Origin of the sequence: Streptomyces sp. NPDC093546 (assembly GCF_044765045.1) — a bacterium.
Classification (GTDB): Bacteria; Actinomycetota; Actinomycetes; order Streptomycetales; family Streptomycetaceae; genus Streptomyces.
Map to the genome: position 1 here is coordinate 252,350 of NZ_JBIWJG010000004.1, position 19,055 is coordinate 271,404.

Sequence of the window (19,055 nt, forward strand, 5' to 3'; positions counted from 1 at the left end):
TGTACAGAGCCGTACATCCAGGGGTGGGGAAGTTGGCCAAGCGCGAGCGCGTCGTGCGCATGTCCGTCGAGCAGCCGCTGTGGCGGGCCCTCACCGCGTACCGCGTCCTCACCATGGCGTACGCGGTGCTGCTGTTCGTCTTCACCCGCGACACGTTCGAGCGCCCCTGGGTGGCCGTCGCCTTCCTCGCCGTGATGTCCGTGTGGACGCTGGCCACCCTCCCGAAGGTCGCCGGCGCCGCCGGCTGCACCAAGCGGTTCCTCATCGCCGACCTCGCCATCGCCCTCACCGGCATCCTGCTGACGCCGCTCGCCGACGTGCACGCCCAGACGTTCGACGGCTCGACGCTGCCGACCATCTGGACCGCCGGCTCGGTCCTCGCGTACGCCATCAAGGGCGGCTGGCGCTGGGCCGCCTTCGCCTCGTCCCTCGTGGCCGCCGCCAACATCGTCGAACGCGGCCATCCCAGCCGGGACACCCTCCACAACGTCCTGCTCGTGTGGGTGGCCTCCATAGCCATCGGTTACGTGGTGGAGGTGGCTCGCGCCTCCGAGCGCACCCTCGCCCGCGCCCTGGAGATCGAGGCCGCCACCCGCGAGCGCGAGCGGCTGGCCCGCGACATCCACGACTCCGTCCTCCAGGTGCTGGCCATGGTCCAGCGCAGGGGCACGGCCCTGGGCGGCGAGGCCGCCGAGCTCGGCCGGATGGCGGGGGAGCAGGAGGTGGCGCTGCGCACCCTGGTGGCGGGCGGCCTGACCCCCACCTCGTACGTCTCCGAGGACGAGTCCCAGGGCGCCGTCGTCCGCGTCGTGGAGGAGCCGGACGACGACGACACCGCCGCCGGCGCCCCCGTCGACCTGCGCACGCTGCTCGCCCCGCACGCCGGGTCGCGCGTCACCTTCTCGGAACCGGGCGCTCCGGTGCTGCTGCCGCCCGCCGCGGCGAAGGAGCTGGCGGCCGCTGTCAGTGCCGCCCTGGACAATGTCCGCAGACACGCGGGCGACGGCGCCCAGGCGTGGATCCTCGTCGAGGACTGGCCCGACGAGGTGATCGTGACGGTACGGGACGACGGGCCGGGCATCCCGGAGGGCCGGCTCGCGCAGGCGGAGGGAGAGGGACGCATGGGGGTGGCCCTCTCCATCCGCGGCAGGCTCCGGGACCTGGGCGGGACGGCCGAGCTGATCTCGGTCCCCGGCCAGGGCACGGAAGTCGAATTGAAGGTTCCACGGGGGAAGGCAGGCGCAGGGAAATAATGACGGAGCAGCAGACCAAGGTGATGGTCGTCGACGACCATCCGATGTGGCGGGACGCGGTCGCCCGCGACCTGGCCGAGGCCGGTTTCGACGTGGTCGCCACCGCGGGGGACGGGGAGCAGGCGGTCCGCCGCGCCCAGGCCGTCTCCCCGGACGTCCTCGTCCTCGACCTGAACCTGCCCGCCAAGCCGGGCGTCCAGGTGTGCAAGGAGCTCGTCGCCGCCAACCCGGCGCTGCGCGTGCTGGTGCTGTCCGCGAGCGGTGAGCACGCCGACGTCCTGGAGGCGGTGAAGTCCGGCGCGACCGGCTACCTGCTGAAGTCGGCCAGCACGGAGGAGCTGATCGACGCCGTGCGCCGTACGGCCGTCGGCGACCCGGTCTTCACGCCGGGCCTGGCCGGGCTCGTCCTCGGGGAATACCGGCGGCTGGCCTCCGAGCCGGCGCCCGTCACCGGGCGGGACGAGCCGAAGGCGCCGCAGCTCACCGAGCGCGAGACCGAGGTGCTGCGGCTCGTCGCCAAGGGCCTGAGCTACAAGCAGATCGCCGAGCGCCTGGTCATCTCCCACCGCACCGTCCAGAACCACGTGCAGAACACGCTGGGCAAGCTCCAGCTGCACAACCGCGTCGAGCTCGTGCGGTACGCGATCGAGCGCGGCCTGGACGACGCGTGAACCAAGCGTAAGAGGGCGTAAGCGGGCGTAACTTCGCTACGCCCGCCCGGAATTCACCTTTCGTACCATCCCGGAGTGACGTGGGTCACCCTTACCGTGGCCGTGCAGCCCCTCGGCGACGACGAAGGGAAACGGTCCATGCGGGTGGGAGTACTGACCGGAGGCGGTGACTGCCCCGGCCTGAACGCGGTCATCCGGGGCATCGTCCGCAAGGGCGTCCAGGAGTACGGCTACGAGTTCACCGGTTTCCGGGACGGCTGGCGCGGCCCCCTGGAGGGCGACACCGTGCGCCTCGACATCCCCGCCGTGCGCGGCATCCTGCCGCGCGGCGGCACCATCCTCGGTTCCTCGCGCACCAACCCCCTCACGGTGGAGGACGGCATCCGCCGCATCAAGCAGAACCTCGCCAAAGAGGAGGTCGACGCGCTCGTCGCGATCGGCGGCGAGGACACCCTCGGCGTCGCCGCCCGCCTGAGCGACGAGTACGGCGTCCCCTGCGTCGGCGTGCCCAAGACCATCGACAACGACCTGTCCGCCACCGACTACACCTTCGGCTTCGACACCGCCGTCCAGATCGCCACCGAGGCCATCGACCGCCTCCACACCACCGCCGAGTCCCACATGCGGGTGCTCGTCGTCGAGGTGATGGGCCGTCACGCGGGCTGGATCGCCCTGCACTCGGGCCTCGCCGGCGGCGCCAACGCCATCCTCATCCCCGAGCAGCGCTTCGACGTCGAGCAGGTCTGCGCCTGGGTGACCTCGCGCTTCCGGGCCTCGTACGCGCCCATCGTCGTCGTCGCGGAGGGCGCCATGCCCCAGGACGGCGACATGGTGTTGAAGGACGGGACGCTCGACTCCTTCGGTCACGTCCGGCTCTCCGGCGTCGGCGAGTGGCTGGCCAAGGAGATCGAGAAGCGCACCGGCAAGGAGGCCAGGACCACCGTCCTCGGCCACGTCCAGCGCGGCGGCACACCGAGCGCCTTCGACCGCTGGCTGGCCACCCGCTTCGGGCTGCACGCCATCGAGGCCGTACGCGACGGCGACTTCGGCATGATGGTCGCCCTGCGCGGCACGGACATCGTGCGCGTCCCGATCCGCGAGGCGACGGCCCGGCTGAAGACGGTCGACCCGAAGCTGTACGAGGAGGTCGGAGTCTTCTTCGGCTGACCGGCTGACCGGCCGATCGGCTGCCCCGCCCGACCGGCGCGGGCGGGGCAGCGGTCGTATATTCGCGCTATCCGCGCGAAGGGAGACATATCGTGGAAGTCCTGGCCTTCGGCGTCCAAACGGACGAGAAGCCGCTGATGGAGGCGGCCTTCGCGGGCCACCACGACCTCCGCTGCCTGGACGTCTTCCTCACCGAGGACACCGCCCCCCTCGCCGCGGGGTACGAAGCCGTCTCCACCAGCGTCAACGCCGATCTCGACGCCCGCGTGCTGCGCGCCCTCGCGGCCGGCGGCACGCGGATGATCGCCCAGCGCTCCACCGGCTTCAACAACATCGACCTCACCGCCGCCCGGCAGCTCGGCCTCACGGTCGCCCGCGTCTCCTCCTACTCGCCCCACTCCGTCGCCGAATTCGCCTGGGCGCTCGCGATGGCCGTCAACCGCCGCCTCGTCCGCGCCGCCATCCGCACCCGCGACTTCGACTTCCGCCTCGACGGACTGCTCGGCCACGACCTGCACGGCCGCACGGCCGGCGTCCTCGGCACCGGCAGGATCGGCGAGGCGTTCGCCCGGATCGCCCACGGCTTCGGCATGAACCTCCTCGGCTGGGACCTGGCCCCCAACCCCGCCTGCGTCGCGCTCGGCATGCGGTACGTCGAGAAGGAGGAGCTCTTCGCCGCCTCCGACGTCCTCAGCCTGCACGTCCCGCTCGTGCCGGAGACCCGCCACCTGGTCGACGCCGCCGCGCTCAAGGCCATGAAGGACGACGCCATCCTGGTGAACTCCAGCCGCGGCGGCCTGGTGGACACCGACGCCCTCGTCACCGAGCTGCGCGCCGGCCGCTTCACCGGCGTCGGCCTCGACGTCTACGAGGCGGAGGCCGGTCTCTTCTACCTCGACAAGTCCCTGGAGCCCGTCACCGACGACACCCTCGCCCGGCTGATGACCTTCCCGAACGTCCTGGTCACCTCCCACCAGGCGTACTACACCGTCGACGCGGTGACCGAGATCATCGCGACGACGGTGCGGAACATCACCGACTACGTGGCCGGCCGCCGCAGCGAGAACGTCCTGGTCCCGCCGCCCGGCGACCTCATCGCGGGCTGACCTCCAGCGCCCGCAGCAGCTCCCGCACGACCGCCGCGCCGCGCAGCGTCAGCACCGACTCCGGGTGGAACTGCACGCCCGCGAAGCCCGGCCCGCGCAGCGCGTGCACCTCGCCCGTCGCCGCGTCGCGGCTGATCTCGACGCCGTGCGCCGCCAGCTCGGCGACGGTCCCGTCGTCGCAGCGGGCCGTGAAGCTGTTGTAGAACCCCACCGTCTCCGGCGTGCCGAACAGGTCGATCCGCACCTGGGCGCCCTGGAACGGCACCTCCTTGCGCACGATCGGCAGCCCCAGCTCGGCCGCGATCAGCTCATGGCCGAGGCACACCCCGACCAGGCCGTGCCGGTGGCCGCCGGCCCGGCGGACGAGCTCGGCGGCCAGCAACCGCAGCGACCGCATCTTCGGATCGGCCAGGTCGCCCGGATCGCCGGGCCCGGGCCCCAGCACCACCGGACCCTCGTGCGCGAGCACCGCCTCCCGCAGCCCCGGCTCGTCGAAGCGGCGGACCGTCACCTCCAGCCCCGACGCGCGCAGCAGGTGCGCGAGCATCGACGTGAAGGTGTCCTCCGCGTCCACCACCAGCGCGTGCCCGGCGGCCGGGGCGGCGGGCCGGTCCTGCATCTTCAGCCAGAACGGCGCCAGGTCGGCGCGCCGCGCGTCCAGCGCCGCCCGCACCCGCGGGTCGTCCGCCAGCCGCGCGGGCCGTACGGACTCCTCCTCCGGCCGCCCCGGACGCACGCCCAGCGCCGCCAGCACCCCCGCCGCCTTGGCGTGCGTCTCGGCGACCTCGCTCTCCGGAACCGAGTGCCGCACCAGCGTGGCGCCGACCGGCACGCGCAGCCCGCCGTCGGCCGCGATGTCCGCCGTACGGATCAGGATCGGCGAGTCCAGCGTCTGCGCCCCGCTCGCGTCCGTACCGAGCAGCGCCAGGGCGCCCGCGTAGTAGCCCCGGCCGCCACCGTCCGGCCCGAGGGGCTCATGGCGCTCGATGACCCGGCACGCGTTCTGCACCGGCGACCCGGTGACCGTGGCCGCGAACATCGTCTCGCGCAGCACCTCCCGCACGTCCAGCGACGAGCGGCCCCGCAGCTCGTACTCGGTGTGCGCCAGGTGCGCCATCTCCCTCAGTCGCGGCCCGATCACCACCCCGCCCATGTCGCCGACGGTGCACATCATCTTCAGTTCCTCGTCCACGACCATGGAGAGCTCGTCGGTCTCCTTGCGGTCGGCGAGGAAGGCCAGCAGATCCTCGGCCGTCGGCCCGCCCGCCGGATAGCGGTACGTGCCGCTGATCGGGTTCATCACGACCGTGCCGCCGGACATGCGGACGTGTACCTCCGGGCTCGCGCCCACCAGGGTGCGCTCGCCGGTGTGGACGACGAAGGTCCAGTACGCGCCCCGCTCACCGGTGAGCAGCCGCCGGAACAGCGCCAGCGCGTCCCGCCGCCCGAACCCGGGGATCGCGCCCCGGTACGTACGCCGGATGACGAAGTTCGCACCCTCCCCCCGCCCGATCTCGTCCTCGATGACCCGCCGCACGGTAGCGGCGTACTCCTCGTCCGAGACGTCGAAGCCCCCGCCCTCCACCACCACGTCGTGCGCGGGCAGCCGCTCCAGCACCTCGGCGAGCGGCAGCTCGTACGTCTCGTCGGCGACGAGCACCGACAGCGGCGTCCCGTCGTCGCGTACGTCGAAGCCGCGCTCCCGCAGCTGCCGGAACGGCACCAGCGCGAGCGTGGGCCGCGGGCCGACGGGGATGTCCGCGAGCCGCTCCGCCTCGTGGACGGCGCCGATCAACACCTCGACGGTGTCATGGTCACGGCCGGGCGTACGGCGGCGCAGCAGGGCGAAGGGCGGGCAGGGCGACTCGTCGTCGAGCAGTCGGTCGAGGTTCATGCGGTGCGTTCCTTCCAGGAGGAGAGGAACGGCCCGTGAAACGGGAGAAGGCCGCCCCTCGGGCGGCCTTCGCGGTGTCGGTGCGTACGCGAATCAGTGGGCCGCCGGATGAGCGGTCCACCACCAGTTCTGGATCGTCTGGGTCTTCTGCGCGTACATGCGCCGCACACTACCCCATGATTTCTTGTCTCATCAGGTGAGCTCACAGATGGACGTATCGGAAGAACCCGTAAGGTTGGTCAGGTGACCGTGAACGCTAAGACCACCGCTACCGGTGGCAACACCTGGCGAGACCTGCCCGCGGCGCAGCAGCCCGAGTACCCGGATGCCGAGGCTCTGCGCGATGTGATCGCGGACCTCGAGTCGTATCCGCCGCTCGTCTTCGCAGGCGAGTGCGACCAGCTGCGCGCCCGGATGGGAGCCGTCGCCAGGGGCGAGGCGTTCCTGCTCCAGGGTGGCGACTGCGCCGAGGCCTTCGACGCCGTGTCGGCCGACCACATCCGTAACAAGCTCAAGACGCTGCTCCAGATGGGCGCCGTCCTCACCTACGCCGCCTCCGTGCCCGTCGTGAAGGTGGGACGGATCGCCGGCCAGTACTCGAAGCCGCGCTCCAAGCCGACCGAGACCCGCGACGGCGTGACCCTGCCGACCTACCGCGGCGACTCCGTCAACGGCTTCGAGTTCACCGAGGCGGCCCGCGTCCCGGACCCGCAGCGGCTGAAGCGCATGTACCAGGCGTCGGCCTCGACGCTGAACCTGGTGCGCGCCTTCACCACCGGCGGCTACGCCGACCTTCGCCAGGTGCACGCCTGGAACCAGGATTTCGTGAAGTCGTCGCCGTCCGGGCAGCGCTACGAGCAGCTGGCGCGCGAGATCGACAACGCGCTGAACTTCATGAAGGCCTGCGGCACCGACCCGGCCGAGTTCCGCACGGTCGAGTTCTACGCCTCGCACGAGGCGCTGCTGCTGGACTACGAGTCGGCGCTGACCCGCGTCGACTCGCGGACCGGGCACCTGTACGACACGTCCGGCCACATGGTCTGGATCGGTGAGCGCACCCGCCAGCTGGACGGCGCGCACATCGAGTTCGCGTCGCGTATCCGCAACCCCATCGGCATCAAGCTCGGCCCGACGACGACGGTCGACGAGGCGCTGACGTACATCGACCGCCTCGACCCGGAGCGCGAGCCCGGCCGGCTGACCTTCATCGTCCGCATGGGCGCCGACAAGGTCCGCGACAAGCTGCCCGAGCTGGTCGAGAAGGTCACGGCGTCCGGCGCCACGGTGGCCTGGGTGACCGACCCGATGCACGGCAACACCTTCGAGGCGGCCTCCGGCCACAAGACGCGCCGTTTCGACGACGTGCTCGACGAGGTCAAGGGCTTCTTCGAGGTTCACAAGGAGCTCGGTACGCACCCGGGCGGCATCCACGTGGAGCTGACCGGCGACGACGTCACCGAGTGCGTGGGCGGCGGCGACGAGATCTTCGTCGACGACCTGCACCAGCGCTACGAGACCGCCTGCGACCCGCGGCTCAACCGCAGCCAGTCGCTGGACCTGGCGTTCCTGGTGGCGGAGATGTACCGCGACCAGTGATCCCGGATGAAGGTTGTTGACGGGTGATCTTGGCTGAAAACAGCCTTGACGTGCCGATGGGGCGCGGATCCATGTGATCCGCGCCCCATCGGCTTTTTCGTCGGCTTCCCGGCTGTTGCGCTCCGGGGGTGCGGGGTAAGGTTAGGTTAGCCTCACCGAGGAATCGGGAAGGGCTTCCAGAACCATTGGCCGTCCGACCCGTTTCCGGATCCGCAGGGAGGTGACCGCGTGTACGTCTGCTCGTGCTTCGGTGTCACGGAGAAGCAGGTCAAGGAACACGCGGACGCCGGCGCCTGCACGCCCCGCCAGATAGCCTCGGCCTGCAAGGCCGGCACCGACTGCGGCTCGTGCGTACGCCGGATCCAGGCCATCCTCGGCCGCGGCAACTGCCCGCGGCGCGAGCTGGTGGACCAGGGCAGGCCCGCCCTCACGGCCGACGTCGCGGAGACCGCCGAACCGCTGGTCGAGGCCGCGTAACAGTCGGGTCGGACGCCCGGACGCCTGGCCGTCCCGCGCCTAGCTGTCCGGCTGCTCGATCAGCTGGGCGATGTACAGCGCCTCTCCGAGCTTGTCGATCAGGTCCAGCTGGGTGTCGAGATAGTCGATGTGGTGCTCCTCGTCCGCGAGGATCGACTCGAAGATGTTCGCCGACGTGATGTCGCCCTTGGTGCGCATGACCTCGATGCCGCGCTTGAGCCGGTCGATCGCCTCCACTTCGACCTGGCGGTCCGCCTGGAACATCTCCGTGACGGTCTGGCCCACGCGGACGTGGAAGAGCCGCTGGTAGTTCGGGAGGCCGTCCAGGAAGAGGATCCGGTCGGTGAGCACCTCGGCGTGCTTCATCTCGTCGAACGACTCCGCACGGGTGTACTTCGCGAGCTTCTTCCACCCGTTGTTCTCCTGCATCTTCGCGTGCAGGAAGTACTGGTTGATCGCCGTCAGCTCGGCCGTCAGCTGCTCGTTGAGGAATTCGATGACCTCGGGGTCGCCCTGCATCGCAAAGGCTCCTTCCGCGCGTGTGATCGGGGGCACGTGCCGATGCCGCGCATCCTCGCATCGCCGAGGGAGGTCGTCCAGTAAGTACAGGCTTAGTGGGAGTTGCCCGAATCCGGCCCTGTACCGTCCCGTCCCTGGTCATGACCACCCCTCCCGGTCTGTCACCATTGAGGCATGGGTCACCCAGGGAGCGAGGAACACCGGGAGGCAGGGGAGTCCGAGCTTCCGCCGGGCCAGCGACTGCAGCGCGGCTGGCCGGTCACCCATTACGGCCCCGTCCCCAAGTTCAAGCCGGACCGCTGGGAGTTCCAGGTCTTCGGCGCCACGGCGGACGGCGAGAAGCGCAGCTGGACCCATGAGGAGTTCTCGGCCCTGCCGTTCTCCACGGTCGTGGCCGACCTGCACTGCGTGACGAAATTCAGCATGCTGGGGGCCGAATGGGGTGGCGTCCCCGCCCGTACGATCCTGGAGTTGGCTCCGCCGGCCGCCGGTGTCAGTCATGTGATGGTGTGGGCGGAGTACGGCTTCAGCGCCAACATGCGGCTCTCGGACTTCGCATCGGACCGCTCGATTTTCGCCACCCACAAGGACGGTGAGCTCCTCACCGCCGAGCACGGCTTCCCCCTGCGGCTGATCGTGCCGCATCTGTACGCCTGGAAGGGGCCCAAATGGGTCCGGGGCGTGGAGTACATGACCGCCGATCGCCGCGGCTTCTGGGAAGAGCGCGGCTATCACAACATCGGCGACCCGTGGCGGGAGCAGCGGTACTCGTACCAGGAGGAGCCGGGGGACGGCCCGGAGCTGTAATACCCCTCCCGGGTAGGCGGCCGCGCTGGTCAGTGGTGGTACTGGTGCACCACGGCGTGGCCCTTGCCGCGGCCGATCATCCACTTGTTGACCGGTGTGGTGATGACGAAGGCGGCGAAGAGGGCGAAGGCGAGCACTCCCCAGAAGAACGCGTCCGTCAGGTGGGCGTCCATGGCGCCGGGCCAGAGGGCGAGCACGCCGTTGTCGATGATCTCCATGACGGCGATGGAGAGCGTGTCGGCGGCGAGGGCGACCTTGAAGGCGGTCTTGAAGTCGACGCCCGCCTTGAGGATGCCGCGCAGGGTGAGCGCGTAGCCGAAGGTGAAGGCGAGGACGATCGCCAGAGCCATGGTGGGGAGGTTGTCCCAGCCGAGGGCGGTGCCGATGACCATGCCCAGGACCTCGCCGATGGCGCATCCGGTGAGGCAGTGGAGCGTGGCCTGGGCCGCCATGGACCAGCTGACCTTGCCGCCGCCCGTGTGGTGCTGGTGGTGCTCGTGATGCTGGTGCTGCTCGTGGTTCGCGGGCTGCTCGTGGTTCTCGTGGTGCGCGTGCTCGCTGTGCTCCGCGTGGCTGTCGTGTCGCATGAGATCCCCAACGTCCGGTAGCGGTTCCTGCCGACAGCAAGAACCGTATACCCCCCGGGGGTATTCCCTCAAGGGGTCATGTCATCGGAGCTTCTTCAGCCGCTCCACATCCGCCGCGTGGCCCTCCTTCCCGCCGGGTGTCTCGATGATCAGGGGCACACCCTCGGTCGCCGGGTGGCGCATCAGCTCACGGAACGGCTCCTCGCCGATGTGGCCGGCGCCGATGTTCGCGTGGCGGTCCTTGTGGGCGCCCACCACGTCCTTGGAGTCGTTGGCGTGGATCAGCTTCAGCCGTCCTTCCCCGACCGTCTCGACCAGCAGGTCGAGCGTCTGCCGCATGCCGTGCTCGCCGGTGAGGTCGTGCCCGGCCGCGAAGATGTGGCAGGTGTCGAGGCAGATGCCCAGCTTGGGGTGGGCGTCGAGCGCCTCGAAGTACGGGCCGAAGTCCCACGTCCGGGAGCAGAGCGAGGCACCTTGCCCGGCCGTCGACTCCAGCAGCAGGAACGGGTCGTCGTCGTGCGTCAGCTCGTCGAGCAGCGGCAGCATGTGCGTGCGCACCTGCGCGAGGGCCTCCTCGCGGGGGCGGCCCCCGGTCGCCGAACCGGTGTGCACCACCACGCCCAGCGCGCCGATCTGCCGGGCGCGGCGCAGCGAGTGGCGGAGCGATGCCACCGAGTACTCGACGGTCGCCTCGGTGTGGGAGCCGAAGTTGATCAGGTACGGCGCGTGGACGTACGCCGGTATCCCCTCGGCGGCGCACTCGGCGCGGAACAGCTCGTCCTGCGCCGGGTTCCCGGCGGGGGTCGCCCAGCCGCGGGGGTTGGCGACGAAGACCTGGACGGTCTCGGCGCCGAGCTCGCGGGCGTACGACAGGCCGGTCTTGGCGAGGCCGCCGGCCACGGGGACATGGCCGCCGACGGGGTTGCGCATGGGTGCTCAGATTCCCTTGGTCTTGATGGTGATGGTGCTGCCCTCGGGCGCCTTCTCGCCGCCCGGCACCGACTGGCCGCTCACGGTGTCGCTCAGGAAGGGGAAGGCCTTCTCGACCTCCACCCGGAAACCGGCGGCCTCCAGCTCGCGCCGTGCGTCGTCGACGCTGTCGCCCGTGACGTCGGGCACGGCGATCATGCGGGGGCCCTTGGAGACGGTGAGCGTGACCGTGTCGCCCTTGGCGGCCTGGCGGCCGTCGGCGGGGGACTGGCTGGCGACGGCGCCCGCGTCCTGGGCCGAGTGCACCCGTTCGGGGGCGACCTTCACGGCGAACCCGGCCGCCTCCAGCGTACGGGTGGCATCCCGGACCGGGTCGCCGGTGACGTCCGGAACGTCGACCGGGGCGCCCCGGCTGACCACGAGGGCGACGGCGGAGTCGGGGTTGCGCTTCGTGCCGGGTGCCGGGTCGGTGCTGATCACCGCGCCCTGCTCGATCTCCCGGCTGAATGCCTTGGTGACCACGCCGGGCGCGAGACCGGCCTTGGTCAACTCGCGCTTCGCTTCGGCGAGCGGCTTGCCCTCGAGGCCGGGGACCTTCACGATCTCGGGGCCGCGGGAGATGGTGAGCGTCACGGAGCCGTTGTCGCGGATCCGCTCGCCCGGGGCGGGGTCGCTGGCCATGACCGTGCCCCGCTCGTAGGCGCTGCTGTAGACCCGCTTGACGCCCTTCACGTCGAGGCCGGCGTCCGTCAGCCGCTGCTCCGCCTGCGCCTGGGTCTGGCCCAGGAGCGTCGGGACGCGGGTGAACTGCCCCGAGTTGATGTACCAGACGCCCGCGCCGACACCCAGGACGAGGAGGACGGCCACGAGGGCGGCGATCATCCCGCGCCGGGGGGTGCGCACCGCCGCCGGCCGCTCGGGCCGCGGGGCCGGCGGCGGCACCTCCAGGCGGCTGGTGTGCTGGACCGGCTCCTGTGGTTCGGGCAGCGGACGCGCGATCACGCTGGTGACGTCCTCCGGACCGCCGTCGCCGCCGTTCCCGGCGCCTGCCGGCGTGTGCGTCTGCGGCGGGTCCAGATCCAGCTGCTCGTCGCCGAGCGCGGCCCGGGCCTCGCGGGCGTGCGCGAGGAGCGCCACGGCGTCGTACGGGCGGGCCTCGGGGTTGCGGGCCGTGGCCAGCGCCACCAGCTCGTCCAGCTCCACCGCGAGCCCCGGCACGGCGGCGGACGGGGCCGGCACGTCGGCGTTCAGGTGCTGGTAGAGGACCTGGGCGGGCGTGTCGCCGGAGTGCGGCTTGGCGCCGGTCAGCATCTCGTACAGGACCACACCGCACGCGTACACATCGGTACGGGTGTCGGCGGCGCCGTCCTCGATCTGCTCCGGCGCCAGGTACGACACGGTGCCGAGCACCGATCCGGTGGTGTTGGTGGCGGCGCCGACGGCCCGTACGAGCCCGAAGTCGGCGACCTTGACCCGGCCGTCGTCCCCGATCAGGACGTTCTCCGGCTTCATGTCCCGGTGGACGAAGCCCGCCCGGTGGGCGGCGCCCAGCGCGGCGAGCACCGGCTCCAGGATGTCGAGCGCGGCCCGCGGGCGCAGTGCGCCGCGCTCGCGCAGCACGTCGCGGAGGGTGCAGCCCGCGACGTACTCCATGGCGAGGTACACGTAGGCCCCGTCGGCGCCCTGGTCGAAGACCCCCACCACATTCGGGTGCGAGAGCCGCGCCACGGACTTGGCCTCGCGGATGAAGCGCTCGACGAAGGTCGCGTCCGTCGCGAGGGCGGGGTGCATCACCTTGAGCGCGAGCACCCGGTCGAGCCGGGTGTCCAGGGCCCGGTACACCGTGGCCATGCCCCCGACGGCGATGCGCGCCTCGACTCGGTAGCGGCCGTCGAGCAGCTGGCCCACGAGCGGGTCGTGCAGGGTCGTATCCACCCGCCCGAGTCTACGAGCCCGCACCGACACCCCCGCCGCCCCGTACGGACCCCCGGCGCGACTGCAGCCGAGCTGTGACACCGCCGACGGCCCACGGGCCCGGCGGTGTCACACGCGCAGGTCAGAACGCCGGCCGCTCCGGGTCCAGGACCGCGCGCCCCTCCCGCGGGGACGACGCCTCCGCGAAGTGCCGGCGCGGGATCCTCCCGGCGCGGTACGCGAGGCGGCCCGCCTCGACCGCGTGGCGCATCGCCTCGGCCATCAGCACCGGCTCCTGCGCCCGCGTCACCGCCGACGCCAGCATCACCGCCGCGCACCCCAGCTCCATGGCGAGCGCCGCGTCCGACGCCGTACCGGCGCCCGCGTCCAGGATCACCGGCACGCGCGCGTGCTCCACGATCAGCTGGAAGTTGTGCGGGTTGCGGATGCCGAGCCCCGAGCCGATCGGCGAGCCGAGCGGCATGATCGCCGCACAGCCGACGTCCTCCAGCCTGCGCGCGAGCACCGGGTCGTCGTTGGTGTACGGCAGGACCGTGAAGCCGTCGTCGACCAGCGTCTCGGCCGCGTCGAGCAGTTCGACGGGGTCGGGCAGCAGCGTCCGCTCGTCGGCCACCACCTCCAGCTTGATCCAGTCCGTGCCGAGCGCCTCCCGCGCGAGCCGGGCCGTCAGGACCGCCTCGCCCGCGGTGAAGCAGCCCGCGGTGTTCGGCAGGACACGGATGCCCAGCTTGTCGAGGACGGACAGGACCGAGCCCCGGACGGTCGGGTCGAGCCGGCGCATGGCCACGGTCGTCAGCTCGGTGCCGCTGGCGGCGAGGGCGCGTTCCAGTACGTCGAGGCTGGGCGCCCCGCCCGTACCCATGATCAGCCGGGAGTCGAAGGCGGTCCCGGCGATGGTGAGACGGTCGTCCGCCATGGTTCAGCCCCCCTGGACCGCGGTCAGGACCTCGACGCGGTCGCCGTCGCCGAGCAGCGTCCCGGCCCACTGGCTGCGCGGGACGACGGTCTCGTTGACGGCGGCGGCGACACCGGACGGCGCTGTGGTGAGGGTGGCGACCAGCGCGTCGAGCGTGGTCGGGGCGGCGAGCTCGCGGGCCTCGCCGTTCACGGAGACGTTCATGACACTCCAACCGGAGAGACGGAAGAGACGGAAGAGACGGAAGAGGGGGCAGAAGCGGGGGAGGAGGCGGTCGTGGAGAAGCGGTCCGGGGCGAACGGACGCGCCTGTTCCGGCAGCTCACCGCTCACCAGCACCTCGGCCATCACGTCCCCCGTGACGGGCGTCAGCAGCACCCCGTTGCGGTAGTGCCCGGTCGCCAGGTGCAGGCCCGGCAGGGCGCTCGGGCCCAGCAGCGGCGCGTTGTCGGGGGAGCCCGGGCGCAGCCCCGCGCGGGTCTCGGCCAGCGGCAGCTCGGTGATGCCCGGCACCAGCTCGTGCGCGTCGCGCAGCAGCTCGTAGACCCCGCCCGCGGTGACCGTGGTGTCCCAGCCGAGCTCCTCGCTCGTGGCGCCTACGACGAGCTCGCCGTTCTCGCGCGGCACCAGGTAGACATGGCTGCCGCGCACAACCGCCCGTACCGTGCGGGAGAGGAACGGCGCGTACGCGCGCGGCACCGTCAGGCGCAGCACCTGCCCCTTGACGGGCCGTACCGGCGGAAGCACATCGTCCGGTACGCCGCCGAGCCGGCCGCTGAGGCTCCCCGCGGCCAGCACCACCTGATCGGCGGCGAGTTCCGTGCCGTCCTGCAAGGCCGCCCCGGCCGCCCGCTCCCGTACCACCGTCAGCCGCTCCGCCCAGCCGCGGTGGAAGACCACCCCGGCCCGCTCGCACGCGGCGACCAGGGCCGCCGCGAGCCGCCGCGGATCGACCTGGTGGTCGCCGTCCACCCGCAGCCCGCCGCGCACGCCGGGCGCCAGCATGGGCTCCAGGCGGCGGCACTCGCGGCCGTTGAGCCACTCGGACTCCAGGCCGCAGCGGCTCTGCAGCGCGTGCAGCTCGCGCAGATGGGCGCGGTCGTCGGCGTCCAGCGCGACGGCCAGCGTGCCGCACGCGCGGTAGCCGACGTCGAGGCCGCCCGACGCCTCCCGGAGTTCGGCGACGAAGTCCGGGTAGCGGCGCGCCGACGCGAGGTTGAGGGCGAGGAGCGTCTCCTCGCCGTAGTGGAGCTCGGTGACCGCGGCGAGCATGCCCGCCGCGACCTGGGCGGCCCCGCCGCCCGGCTCGGGGTCGACGACGGCGGTGCACAGCCCCCGCCGCGCCGCCCGCCAGGCCGTGACCAGGCCGATGATCCCGCCCCCGATGACGAGGACATCCGAGACGGCCGAGCCTGTACGTGTCGATTCCGTACGTGTCGATCCACGTGGATGCATGGGCGTCCAGCCCCTCCCTTCGCCGGCATGACCCGGATCAGGTTCGTACGGTCGGAGGCCGTCCAGCCTCCCTCTCAGCCCGGTGCGTCCGGGCTCCCGCGAGTGCTCTACGGCGGCCAGCCTAACCCGACCGCTCAACGGGCAGTAAGGGTGTCTTCACTCTGGCCCGACAACGCGTCACCTACGTATGGTGATCGCGTGAGCGAGCGGATGCATACAGAGATGCATACAGAGCGGCCCGCGGCCGAGCGGCGCGTCGTCATCGTCGGAGCCGGAATAGCCGGCGTACAGACCGCGGTGGCCCTGCGCGAACAGGGCTTCACGGGGCCGGTGCTGCTGATCGGCGCCGAGCCGCACCAGCCGTACGACCGCCCGCCGCTGTCCAAGGCGGTGCTGCTCGGCACGGCGGAGGGCTCCGCCTTCGAGGTCGACTTCGAGGCCCTCTCCATCGACCTGCGCCTGGGCCTGTCCGTGACCGGCGTACGCCCCCTCGCGCACGAGATCGACACGGAGGAGGGACCCGTTCCCTACGACGTGCTGGTCGTCGCGACCGGCGCCGTGCCCCTGGCGCTGCCCGGCTCCGAGGGCGTCCCCGGCGTCCATCTGCTGCGCACCCTCGACGACGCCGAGCGGCTGCGCCCCGTCCTCGCCGAGCAGCACGACATCGTGGTCGTCGGCGCCGGCTGGATCGGCGCCGAGTTCACCACGGCCGCCCTCGGGGCGGGCTGCGCGGTGACGGTCGTGGAGGCCGCGGAACGGCCGCTGGCGGGCGCCCTGCCGGCCGAGGTCGCCGCTCCGATGGCCGACTGGTACGAGGAGGCCGGCGCCAAACTCCTGACCGACGCGCGCGTGGGGCACGTCGAACCGGGCGAGGTGGCCCTGGAGGACGGCCGGATCCTGCCCGCCGGGGCGGTGGTCGTCGGGATCGGCGCCCGGCCCGCCACCGACTGGCTGACCGGCTCCGGCATCGCCCTCGGCACCGCCGGCGCCGTCCTCGCGGACGACCACCTGCGCACCTCCGTGCCCGATGTGTACGCCGTCGGCGACTGCGCCTCCTTCCCCTCCGCCCGCTATGGCGAGCGGCTGCTGGTCCACCACTGGGACAACGCCCTCCAGGGGCCGCGCACGGTCGCGGCCGGGATCGTGGGCGAGGCGCCGCACCCGTACGACCCGGTGCCGTACTTCTGGTCCGAGCAGTTCGGCCGCTTCGTGCAGTACGCGGGCCACCACGGGGCCGCCGACGCGATGGTGTGGCGCGGCGATCCGGCCGGTGCCTCCTGGTCCGTGGCGTGGCTGCGGGAGAACGTCCTGGTCGCCCTGCTGGCGGTCGGCCGCCCCCGGGACCTCGCGCAGGGCCGCAAGCTGATCGAGGCGGGCACACCGCTCGACGCGGAGCGTGTCGCCGACCCGTCCGTAGCCCTGAAGGCCGCGGCTCTGGCGTAGGTGCAGGTCGTGTCTCGCTGGTTCCGTGGCTCCGTGGCTCCGTGGCTCCGTGGCTCCGTGGCTCCGTGGCGCTTGCGACGCGCCCTCGGCCCAGCCCGGGTACCGCGTGTCAGTCCGGGATGGCACGCTTGTCCCGTGACCGAGATTGACGCAAAGATCGATGCTCTCGTCCCCGCCTGGCTCCACCTGCCCGACATCGCGGAAATGCTGGATGTCGAGGTGACGCGCGTGCGGCAGCTGGTCAAGGAGGGCCAGCTGATCGCCGTGCGCCGCGGTGAGAACCGGACGCTGCAGGTCCCTGCCGCCTTCATCAAGGACGGCAAGGTCCTCAAGGGCCTCTCCGGGACCCTGACGCTGCTGCGGGACGACGGCTTCACCGACGAAGAGATGCTGGAGTGGCTCTTCACCCCCGACCCGTCCCTGCCGGGCACGCCCGCGCAGGCGCTCAGCGAGAATCGCGGCACGGAGGTGAAGCGCCGAGCCCAGGCGCTCGCCGTCTGACGAACCGAACGAATACCGACACCAGGTGGTGTACGGGCCGGCCCGCGCTCGCGCGCGGCCGGTCCGTGCACCACCGCACCAACGGGGGGAACCTCTGATGGCCACCGCACGCGCGCTCCTGTCCGACGCCCGGCTGTACCTGTGCACGGACGCCCGGAAGCGCCAGGGGGACCTCCCCGAGTTCCTCGACGCCGTGCTCGCCTCCGGTGTGGACGTCGTCCAGCTGCGGGACAAGGGCATGGAGGCCGGCGAGGAGCTGGAGCACCTGGAGGTGTTCGCGGACGCCTGCCGCCGCCACGGCAAGCTGCTCGCGGTGAACGACCGGGCCGACGTGGCGCACGCCATCGGCTCCGACGTGCTGCACCTGGGCCAGGGTGACCTGCCGGTTCCGGCCGCGCGCGCGATCCTCGGCGACCAGGTGCTGATAGGCCGCTCCACGCACGGCGAGGCGGAGGTCGACGCGGCGGTCGCCGAGCCCGGCGTCGACTACTTCTGCACCGGGCCCTGCTGGCCGACGCCCACCAAGCCCGGGCGGTACGCGCCGGGGCTGGACCTCGTCCGGTACGCCGCGTCGCTGGACCAGCGGCGGCCCTGGTTCGCGATCGGCGGCATCGACGCGGACAACCTGGACCAGGTCCTGGACGCCGGTGCGCGCAGGATCGTCGTCGTACGCGCGATCACCGAGGCCGACGACCCGGCGGCCGCGGCGGCGTCGCTGGCCAAGCGGGTGCGCGAGCGGGCCGCCTGAACCGGTCCTCCGAGGGGGCGCGGGCCCCGATTTGTCCGATGGGTGGACAACAACCCGGCAAAACGGACGAATTCACCTGCTCCGGTTGGGTGACGGACCCGCCGTCGTTAACCTGCCCGTATGGCCCTTGGCACACCCTCAACCAGGACAGATCGCGCCCACACCGTGCGCGATCTGCTCGCGACCGGCAAGACGACGTACTCCTTCGAGTTCTGGGCGCCCAAGACCGAGAAGGGCGAGCGGAACCTCTGGAACGCGCTGCGCCGGGTCGAGGCGGTGGCGCCGAGCTTCGTCTCCGTGACCTACGGAGCCGGCGGCTCCACCCGTGCCGGGACCGTCAAGGCCACCGAGCAGATCGCCGCCGACACCACCCTCACGCCCGTCGCGCACCTCACCGCGGTCGACCACACCATCGCCGAGCTGCGCAACATGATCGGCCAGTACGCCGACGCCGACATCCGCAACATCCTCGCCGTCCGGGGCGACCCGCCCGGCGACCCGATGGGCGAGTGGGTCCCGCACCCGCAGGGCGTCAGGTACGCCGCCGACCTCGTCCGGCTGATCAAGGAGTCCGGCGACTTCTGCGTGGGCGTCGCCGCCTTCCCGGAGATGCACCCCCGCTCCACCGACTGGGACACGGACATCCGCCACTTCGTGGACAAGTGCCGGGCGGGCGCCGACTACGCCATCACCCAGATGTTCTTCAACCCGGAGGACTACCTGCGGCTCCGCGACCGGGTCACGGCCAAGGGCTGCGAGACGCCGATCATCCCGGAGATCATGCCGGTGACGAACGTCAAGCAGATCGAGCGATTCGCCCGGCTGAGCAATGCGCACTTCCCGCCCGCCCTGAAAGAGCGCATCCTCGCCGTCAAGGACGATCCGGCCGCTGTACGCTCCATTGGCATCGAGTTCGCAACGGAGTTCGGCGCTCGTCTGCTGGCCGAGGGTGTCCCCGGGCTGCACTTCATCACGCTGAACAACTCCACTGCGACGCTCGAGATCTACGAAAATCTCGGACTGCACACGCAGTCCTGACCGGCCGTACCCG

At 71.8% G+C, this 19,055-nt stretch carries 20 protein-coding genes and 1 riboswitch; of the genes, 11 read left to right on the forward strand and 9 right to left on the reverse strand.

Translation table 11 applies throughout. The annotated features are described in order from the left end of the window. Positions 1-32: 32 nt before the first annotated feature. The 4 genes from macS (at position 33) to ACIRNI_RS10840 (ending at position 4,197) form a co-directional block, all read left to right on the forward strand. Entirely contained in the window at positions 33-1,253 is a 1,221-nt protein-coding gene (macS, locus tag ACIRNI_RS10825) for a MacS family sensor histidine kinase (protein WP_403550287.1), read from the forward strand. Continuing rightward, positions 1,253-1,924 (forward strand): response regulator, encoded by a 672-nt coding sequence (locus tag ACIRNI_RS10830; RefSeq protein ID WP_403550289.1) that lies wholly within the window; start codon positions 1,253-1,255, stop codon positions 1,922-1,924. Before macS ends, ACIRNI_RS10830 begins: the two co-directional genes overlap by 1 nt. A 138-nt stretch (positions 1,925-2,062) precedes the next feature. After that, positions 2,063-3,091, forward strand: coding sequence for a 6-phosphofructokinase (locus ACIRNI_RS10835; RefSeq protein ID WP_403550841.1), 1,029 nt, complete (start codon positions 2,063-2,065; stop codon positions 3,089-3,091). A gap of 92 nt (positions 3,092-3,183) precedes the next feature. After that, positions 3,184-4,197, forward strand: coding sequence for a 2-hydroxyacid dehydrogenase (locus tag ACIRNI_RS10840; RefSeq protein ID WP_403550290.1), 1,014 nt, complete (start codon positions 3,184-3,186; stop codon positions 4,195-4,197). Here the strand turns inward: ACIRNI_RS10840 and ACIRNI_RS10845 are convergent. After that, entirely contained in the window at positions 4,184-6,091 is a 1,908-nt protein-coding gene (locus tag ACIRNI_RS10845; RefSeq protein WP_403550292.1) for an anthranilate synthase family protein, read from the reverse strand. The genes ACIRNI_RS10840 and ACIRNI_RS10845 overlap by 14 nt on opposite strands. A gap of 93 nt (positions 6,092-6,184) precedes the next feature. Then, positions 6,185-6,250, reverse strand: coding sequence for a trp operon leader peptide (locus tag ACIRNI_RS10850; protein WP_355367039.1), 66 nt, complete (start codon positions 6,248-6,250; stop codon positions 6,185-6,187). A 90-nt stretch (positions 6,251-6,340) separates the two neighbouring features. On the opposite strand from ACIRNI_RS10850, the gene ACIRNI_RS10855 reads away from it, so the two are divergent. Then, the gene (locus ACIRNI_RS10855; RefSeq protein ID WP_403550843.1) at positions 6,341-7,687 is read left to right on the forward strand and encodes a class II 3-deoxy-7-phosphoheptulonate synthase; all 1,347 of its coding nucleotides are present in this window, start codon (positions 6,341-6,343) and stop codon (positions 7,685-7,687) included. Between the two features lie 228 nt (positions 7,688-7,915). Continuing rightward, positions 7,916-8,164, forward strand: coding sequence for a (2Fe-2S)-binding protein (locus tag ACIRNI_RS10860; protein WP_355366988.1), 249 nt, complete (start codon positions 7,916-7,918; stop codon positions 8,162-8,164). 39 nt (positions 8,165-8,203) lie between these two features. Here ACIRNI_RS10860 and bfr read toward each other — a convergent pair whose 3' ends face one another. Beyond that, entirely contained in the window at positions 8,204-8,683 is a 480-nt protein-coding gene (gene bfr / locus ACIRNI_RS10865) for a bacterioferritin (RefSeq protein WP_403550294.1), read from the reverse strand. Positions 8,684-8,857: 174 nt separating this feature from the next. Here bfr and ACIRNI_RS10870 point away from each other — a divergent pair, with 174 nt between their 5' ends. After that, positions 8,858-9,490, forward strand: a complete 633-nt coding sequence (locus ACIRNI_RS10870) for a sulfite oxidase-like oxidoreductase (protein WP_403550296.1) — start codon at positions 8,858-8,860, stop codon at positions 9,488-9,490. Positions 9,491-9,519: 29 nt separating this feature from the next. Here the strand turns inward: ACIRNI_RS10870 and ACIRNI_RS10875 are convergent, their stop codons facing one another. The 6 genes from ACIRNI_RS10875 to thiO all read right to left on the reverse strand — a co-directional run bounded on the left by ACIRNI_RS10875 (position 9,520) and on the right by thiO (position 15,312). Then, positions 9,520-10,077: a DUF4396 domain-containing protein gene (locus tag ACIRNI_RS10875; protein ID WP_403550298.1), complete on the reverse strand. Its 558-nt coding sequence runs from the start codon at positions 10,075-10,077 to the stop codon at positions 9,520-9,522. A gap of 81 nt (positions 10,078-10,158) precedes the next feature. Beyond that, a complete protein-coding gene (locus ACIRNI_RS10880) occupies positions 10,159-11,007 on the reverse strand; it encodes a deoxyribonuclease IV (RefSeq protein ID WP_355366979.1) in 849 nt (282 codons plus the stop codon). Positions 11,008-11,013: 6 nt separating this feature from the next. Beyond that, the gene (gene pknB / locus ACIRNI_RS10885) at positions 11,014-12,942 is read right to left on the reverse strand and encodes a Stk1 family PASTA domain-containing Ser/Thr kinase (protein WP_403550300.1); all 1,929 of its coding nucleotides are present in this window, start codon (positions 12,940-12,942) and stop codon (positions 11,014-11,016) included. Between the two features lie 121 nt (positions 12,943-13,063). Beyond that, positions 13,064-13,858 carry a thiazole synthase gene (locus ACIRNI_RS10890; protein WP_403550302.1) on the reverse strand — a complete coding sequence of 265 codons (795 nt, stop codon included), beginning with the start codon at positions 13,856-13,858 and terminating at the stop codon, positions 13,064-13,066. A gap of 3 nt (positions 13,859-13,861) precedes the next feature. Next, positions 13,862-14,062, reverse strand: a complete 201-nt coding sequence (thiS, locus tag ACIRNI_RS10895; protein ID WP_355366970.1) for a sulfur carrier protein ThiS — start codon at positions 14,060-14,062, stop codon at positions 13,862-13,864. Then, positions 14,059-15,312 (reverse strand): glycine oxidase ThiO, encoded by a 1,254-nt coding sequence (thiO, locus tag ACIRNI_RS10900; RefSeq protein ID WP_403550304.1) that lies wholly within the window; start codon positions 15,310-15,312, stop codon positions 14,059-14,061. Before thiO ends, thiS begins: the two co-directional genes overlap by 4 nt. Next, positions 15,310-15,422, reverse strand: a riboswitch (TPP riboswitch). It overlaps the preceding gene by 3 nt. 112 nt (positions 15,423-15,534) lie before the next feature. Between thiO and ACIRNI_RS10905 the strand changes: the two genes are divergently transcribed. The 4 genes from ACIRNI_RS10905 (at position 15,535) to metF (ending at position 19,042) form a co-directional block, all read left to right on the forward strand. Continuing rightward, the gene (locus tag ACIRNI_RS10905) at positions 15,535-16,755 is read left to right on the forward strand and encodes an NAD(P)/FAD-dependent oxidoreductase (RefSeq protein WP_403550306.1); all 1,221 of its coding nucleotides are present in this window, start codon (positions 15,535-15,537) and stop codon (positions 16,753-16,755) included. 135 nt (positions 16,756-16,890) lie between these two features. Then, a complete protein-coding gene (locus tag ACIRNI_RS10910; RefSeq protein WP_355366961.1) occupies positions 16,891-17,256 on the forward strand; it encodes an Rv2175c family DNA-binding protein in 366 nt (121 codons plus the stop codon). A gap of 97 nt (positions 17,257-17,353) precedes the next feature. Beyond that, the gene (gene thiE, locus ACIRNI_RS10915; RefSeq protein ID WP_403550308.1) at positions 17,354-18,004 is read left to right on the forward strand and encodes a thiamine phosphate synthase; all 651 of its coding nucleotides are present in this window, start codon (positions 17,354-17,356) and stop codon (positions 18,002-18,004) included. A gap of 120 nt (positions 18,005-18,124) precedes the next feature. Further along, a complete protein-coding gene (metF, locus tag ACIRNI_RS10920) occupies positions 18,125-19,042 on the forward strand; it encodes a methylenetetrahydrofolate reductase [NAD(P)H] (RefSeq protein ID WP_403550310.1) in 918 nt (305 codons plus the stop codon). Positions 19,043-19,055: the final 13 nt, after the last annotated feature.

Bases quoted from the DNA above. Each gene is read 5' to 3' on its own strand.
- ACIRNI_RS10845 (WP_403550292.1), bottom strand. From the start codon at position 6,091: ATGAACCTCGACCGACTGCTCGACGACGAGTCGCCCTGCCCGCCCTTC.
- ACIRNI_RS10835 (WP_403550841.1), top strand. From the start codon at position 2,063: ATGCGGGTGGGAGTACTGACCGGAGGCGGTGACTGCCCCGGCCTGAAC.
- thiO (WP_403550304.1), bottom strand. From the start codon at position 15,312: ATGCATCCACGTGGATCGACACGTACGGAATCGACACGTACAGGCTCG.
- metF (WP_403550310.1), top strand. From the start codon at position 18,125: ATGGCCCTTGGCACACCCTCAACCAGGACAGATCGCGCCCACACCGTG.
- thiS (WP_355366970.1), bottom strand. From the start codon at position 14,062: ATGAACGTCTCCGTGAACGGCGAGGCCCGCGAGCTCGCCGCCCCGACC.
- ACIRNI_RS10880 (WP_355366979.1), bottom strand. From the start codon at position 11,007: ATGCGCAACCCCGTCGGCGGCCATGTCCCCGTGGCCGGCGGCCTCGCC.
- ACIRNI_RS10870 (WP_403550296.1), top strand. From the start codon at position 8,858: ATGGGTCACCCAGGGAGCGAGGAACACCGGGAGGCAGGGGAGTCCGAG.
- ACIRNI_RS10875 (WP_403550298.1), bottom strand. From the start codon at position 10,077: ATGCGACACGACAGCCACGCGGAGCACAGCGAGCACGCGCACCACGAG.
- thiE (WP_403550308.1), top strand. From the start codon at position 17,354: ATGGCCACCGCACGCGCGCTCCTGTCCGACGCCCGGCTGTACCTGTGC.
- ACIRNI_RS10905 (WP_403550306.1), top strand. From the start codon at position 15,535: ATGCATACAGAGCGGCCCGCGGCCGAGCGGCGCGTCGTCATCGTCGGA.
- ACIRNI_RS10830 (WP_403550289.1), top strand. From the start codon at position 1,253: ATGACGGAGCAGCAGACCAAGGTGATGGTCGTCGACGACCATCCGATG.
- ACIRNI_RS10890 (WP_403550302.1), bottom strand. From the start codon at position 13,858: ATGGCGGACGACCGTCTCACCATCGCCGGGACCGCCTTCGACTCCCGG.
- bfr (WP_403550294.1), bottom strand. From the start codon at position 8,683: ATGCAGGGCGACCCCGAGGTCATCGAATTCCTCAACGAGCAGCTGACG.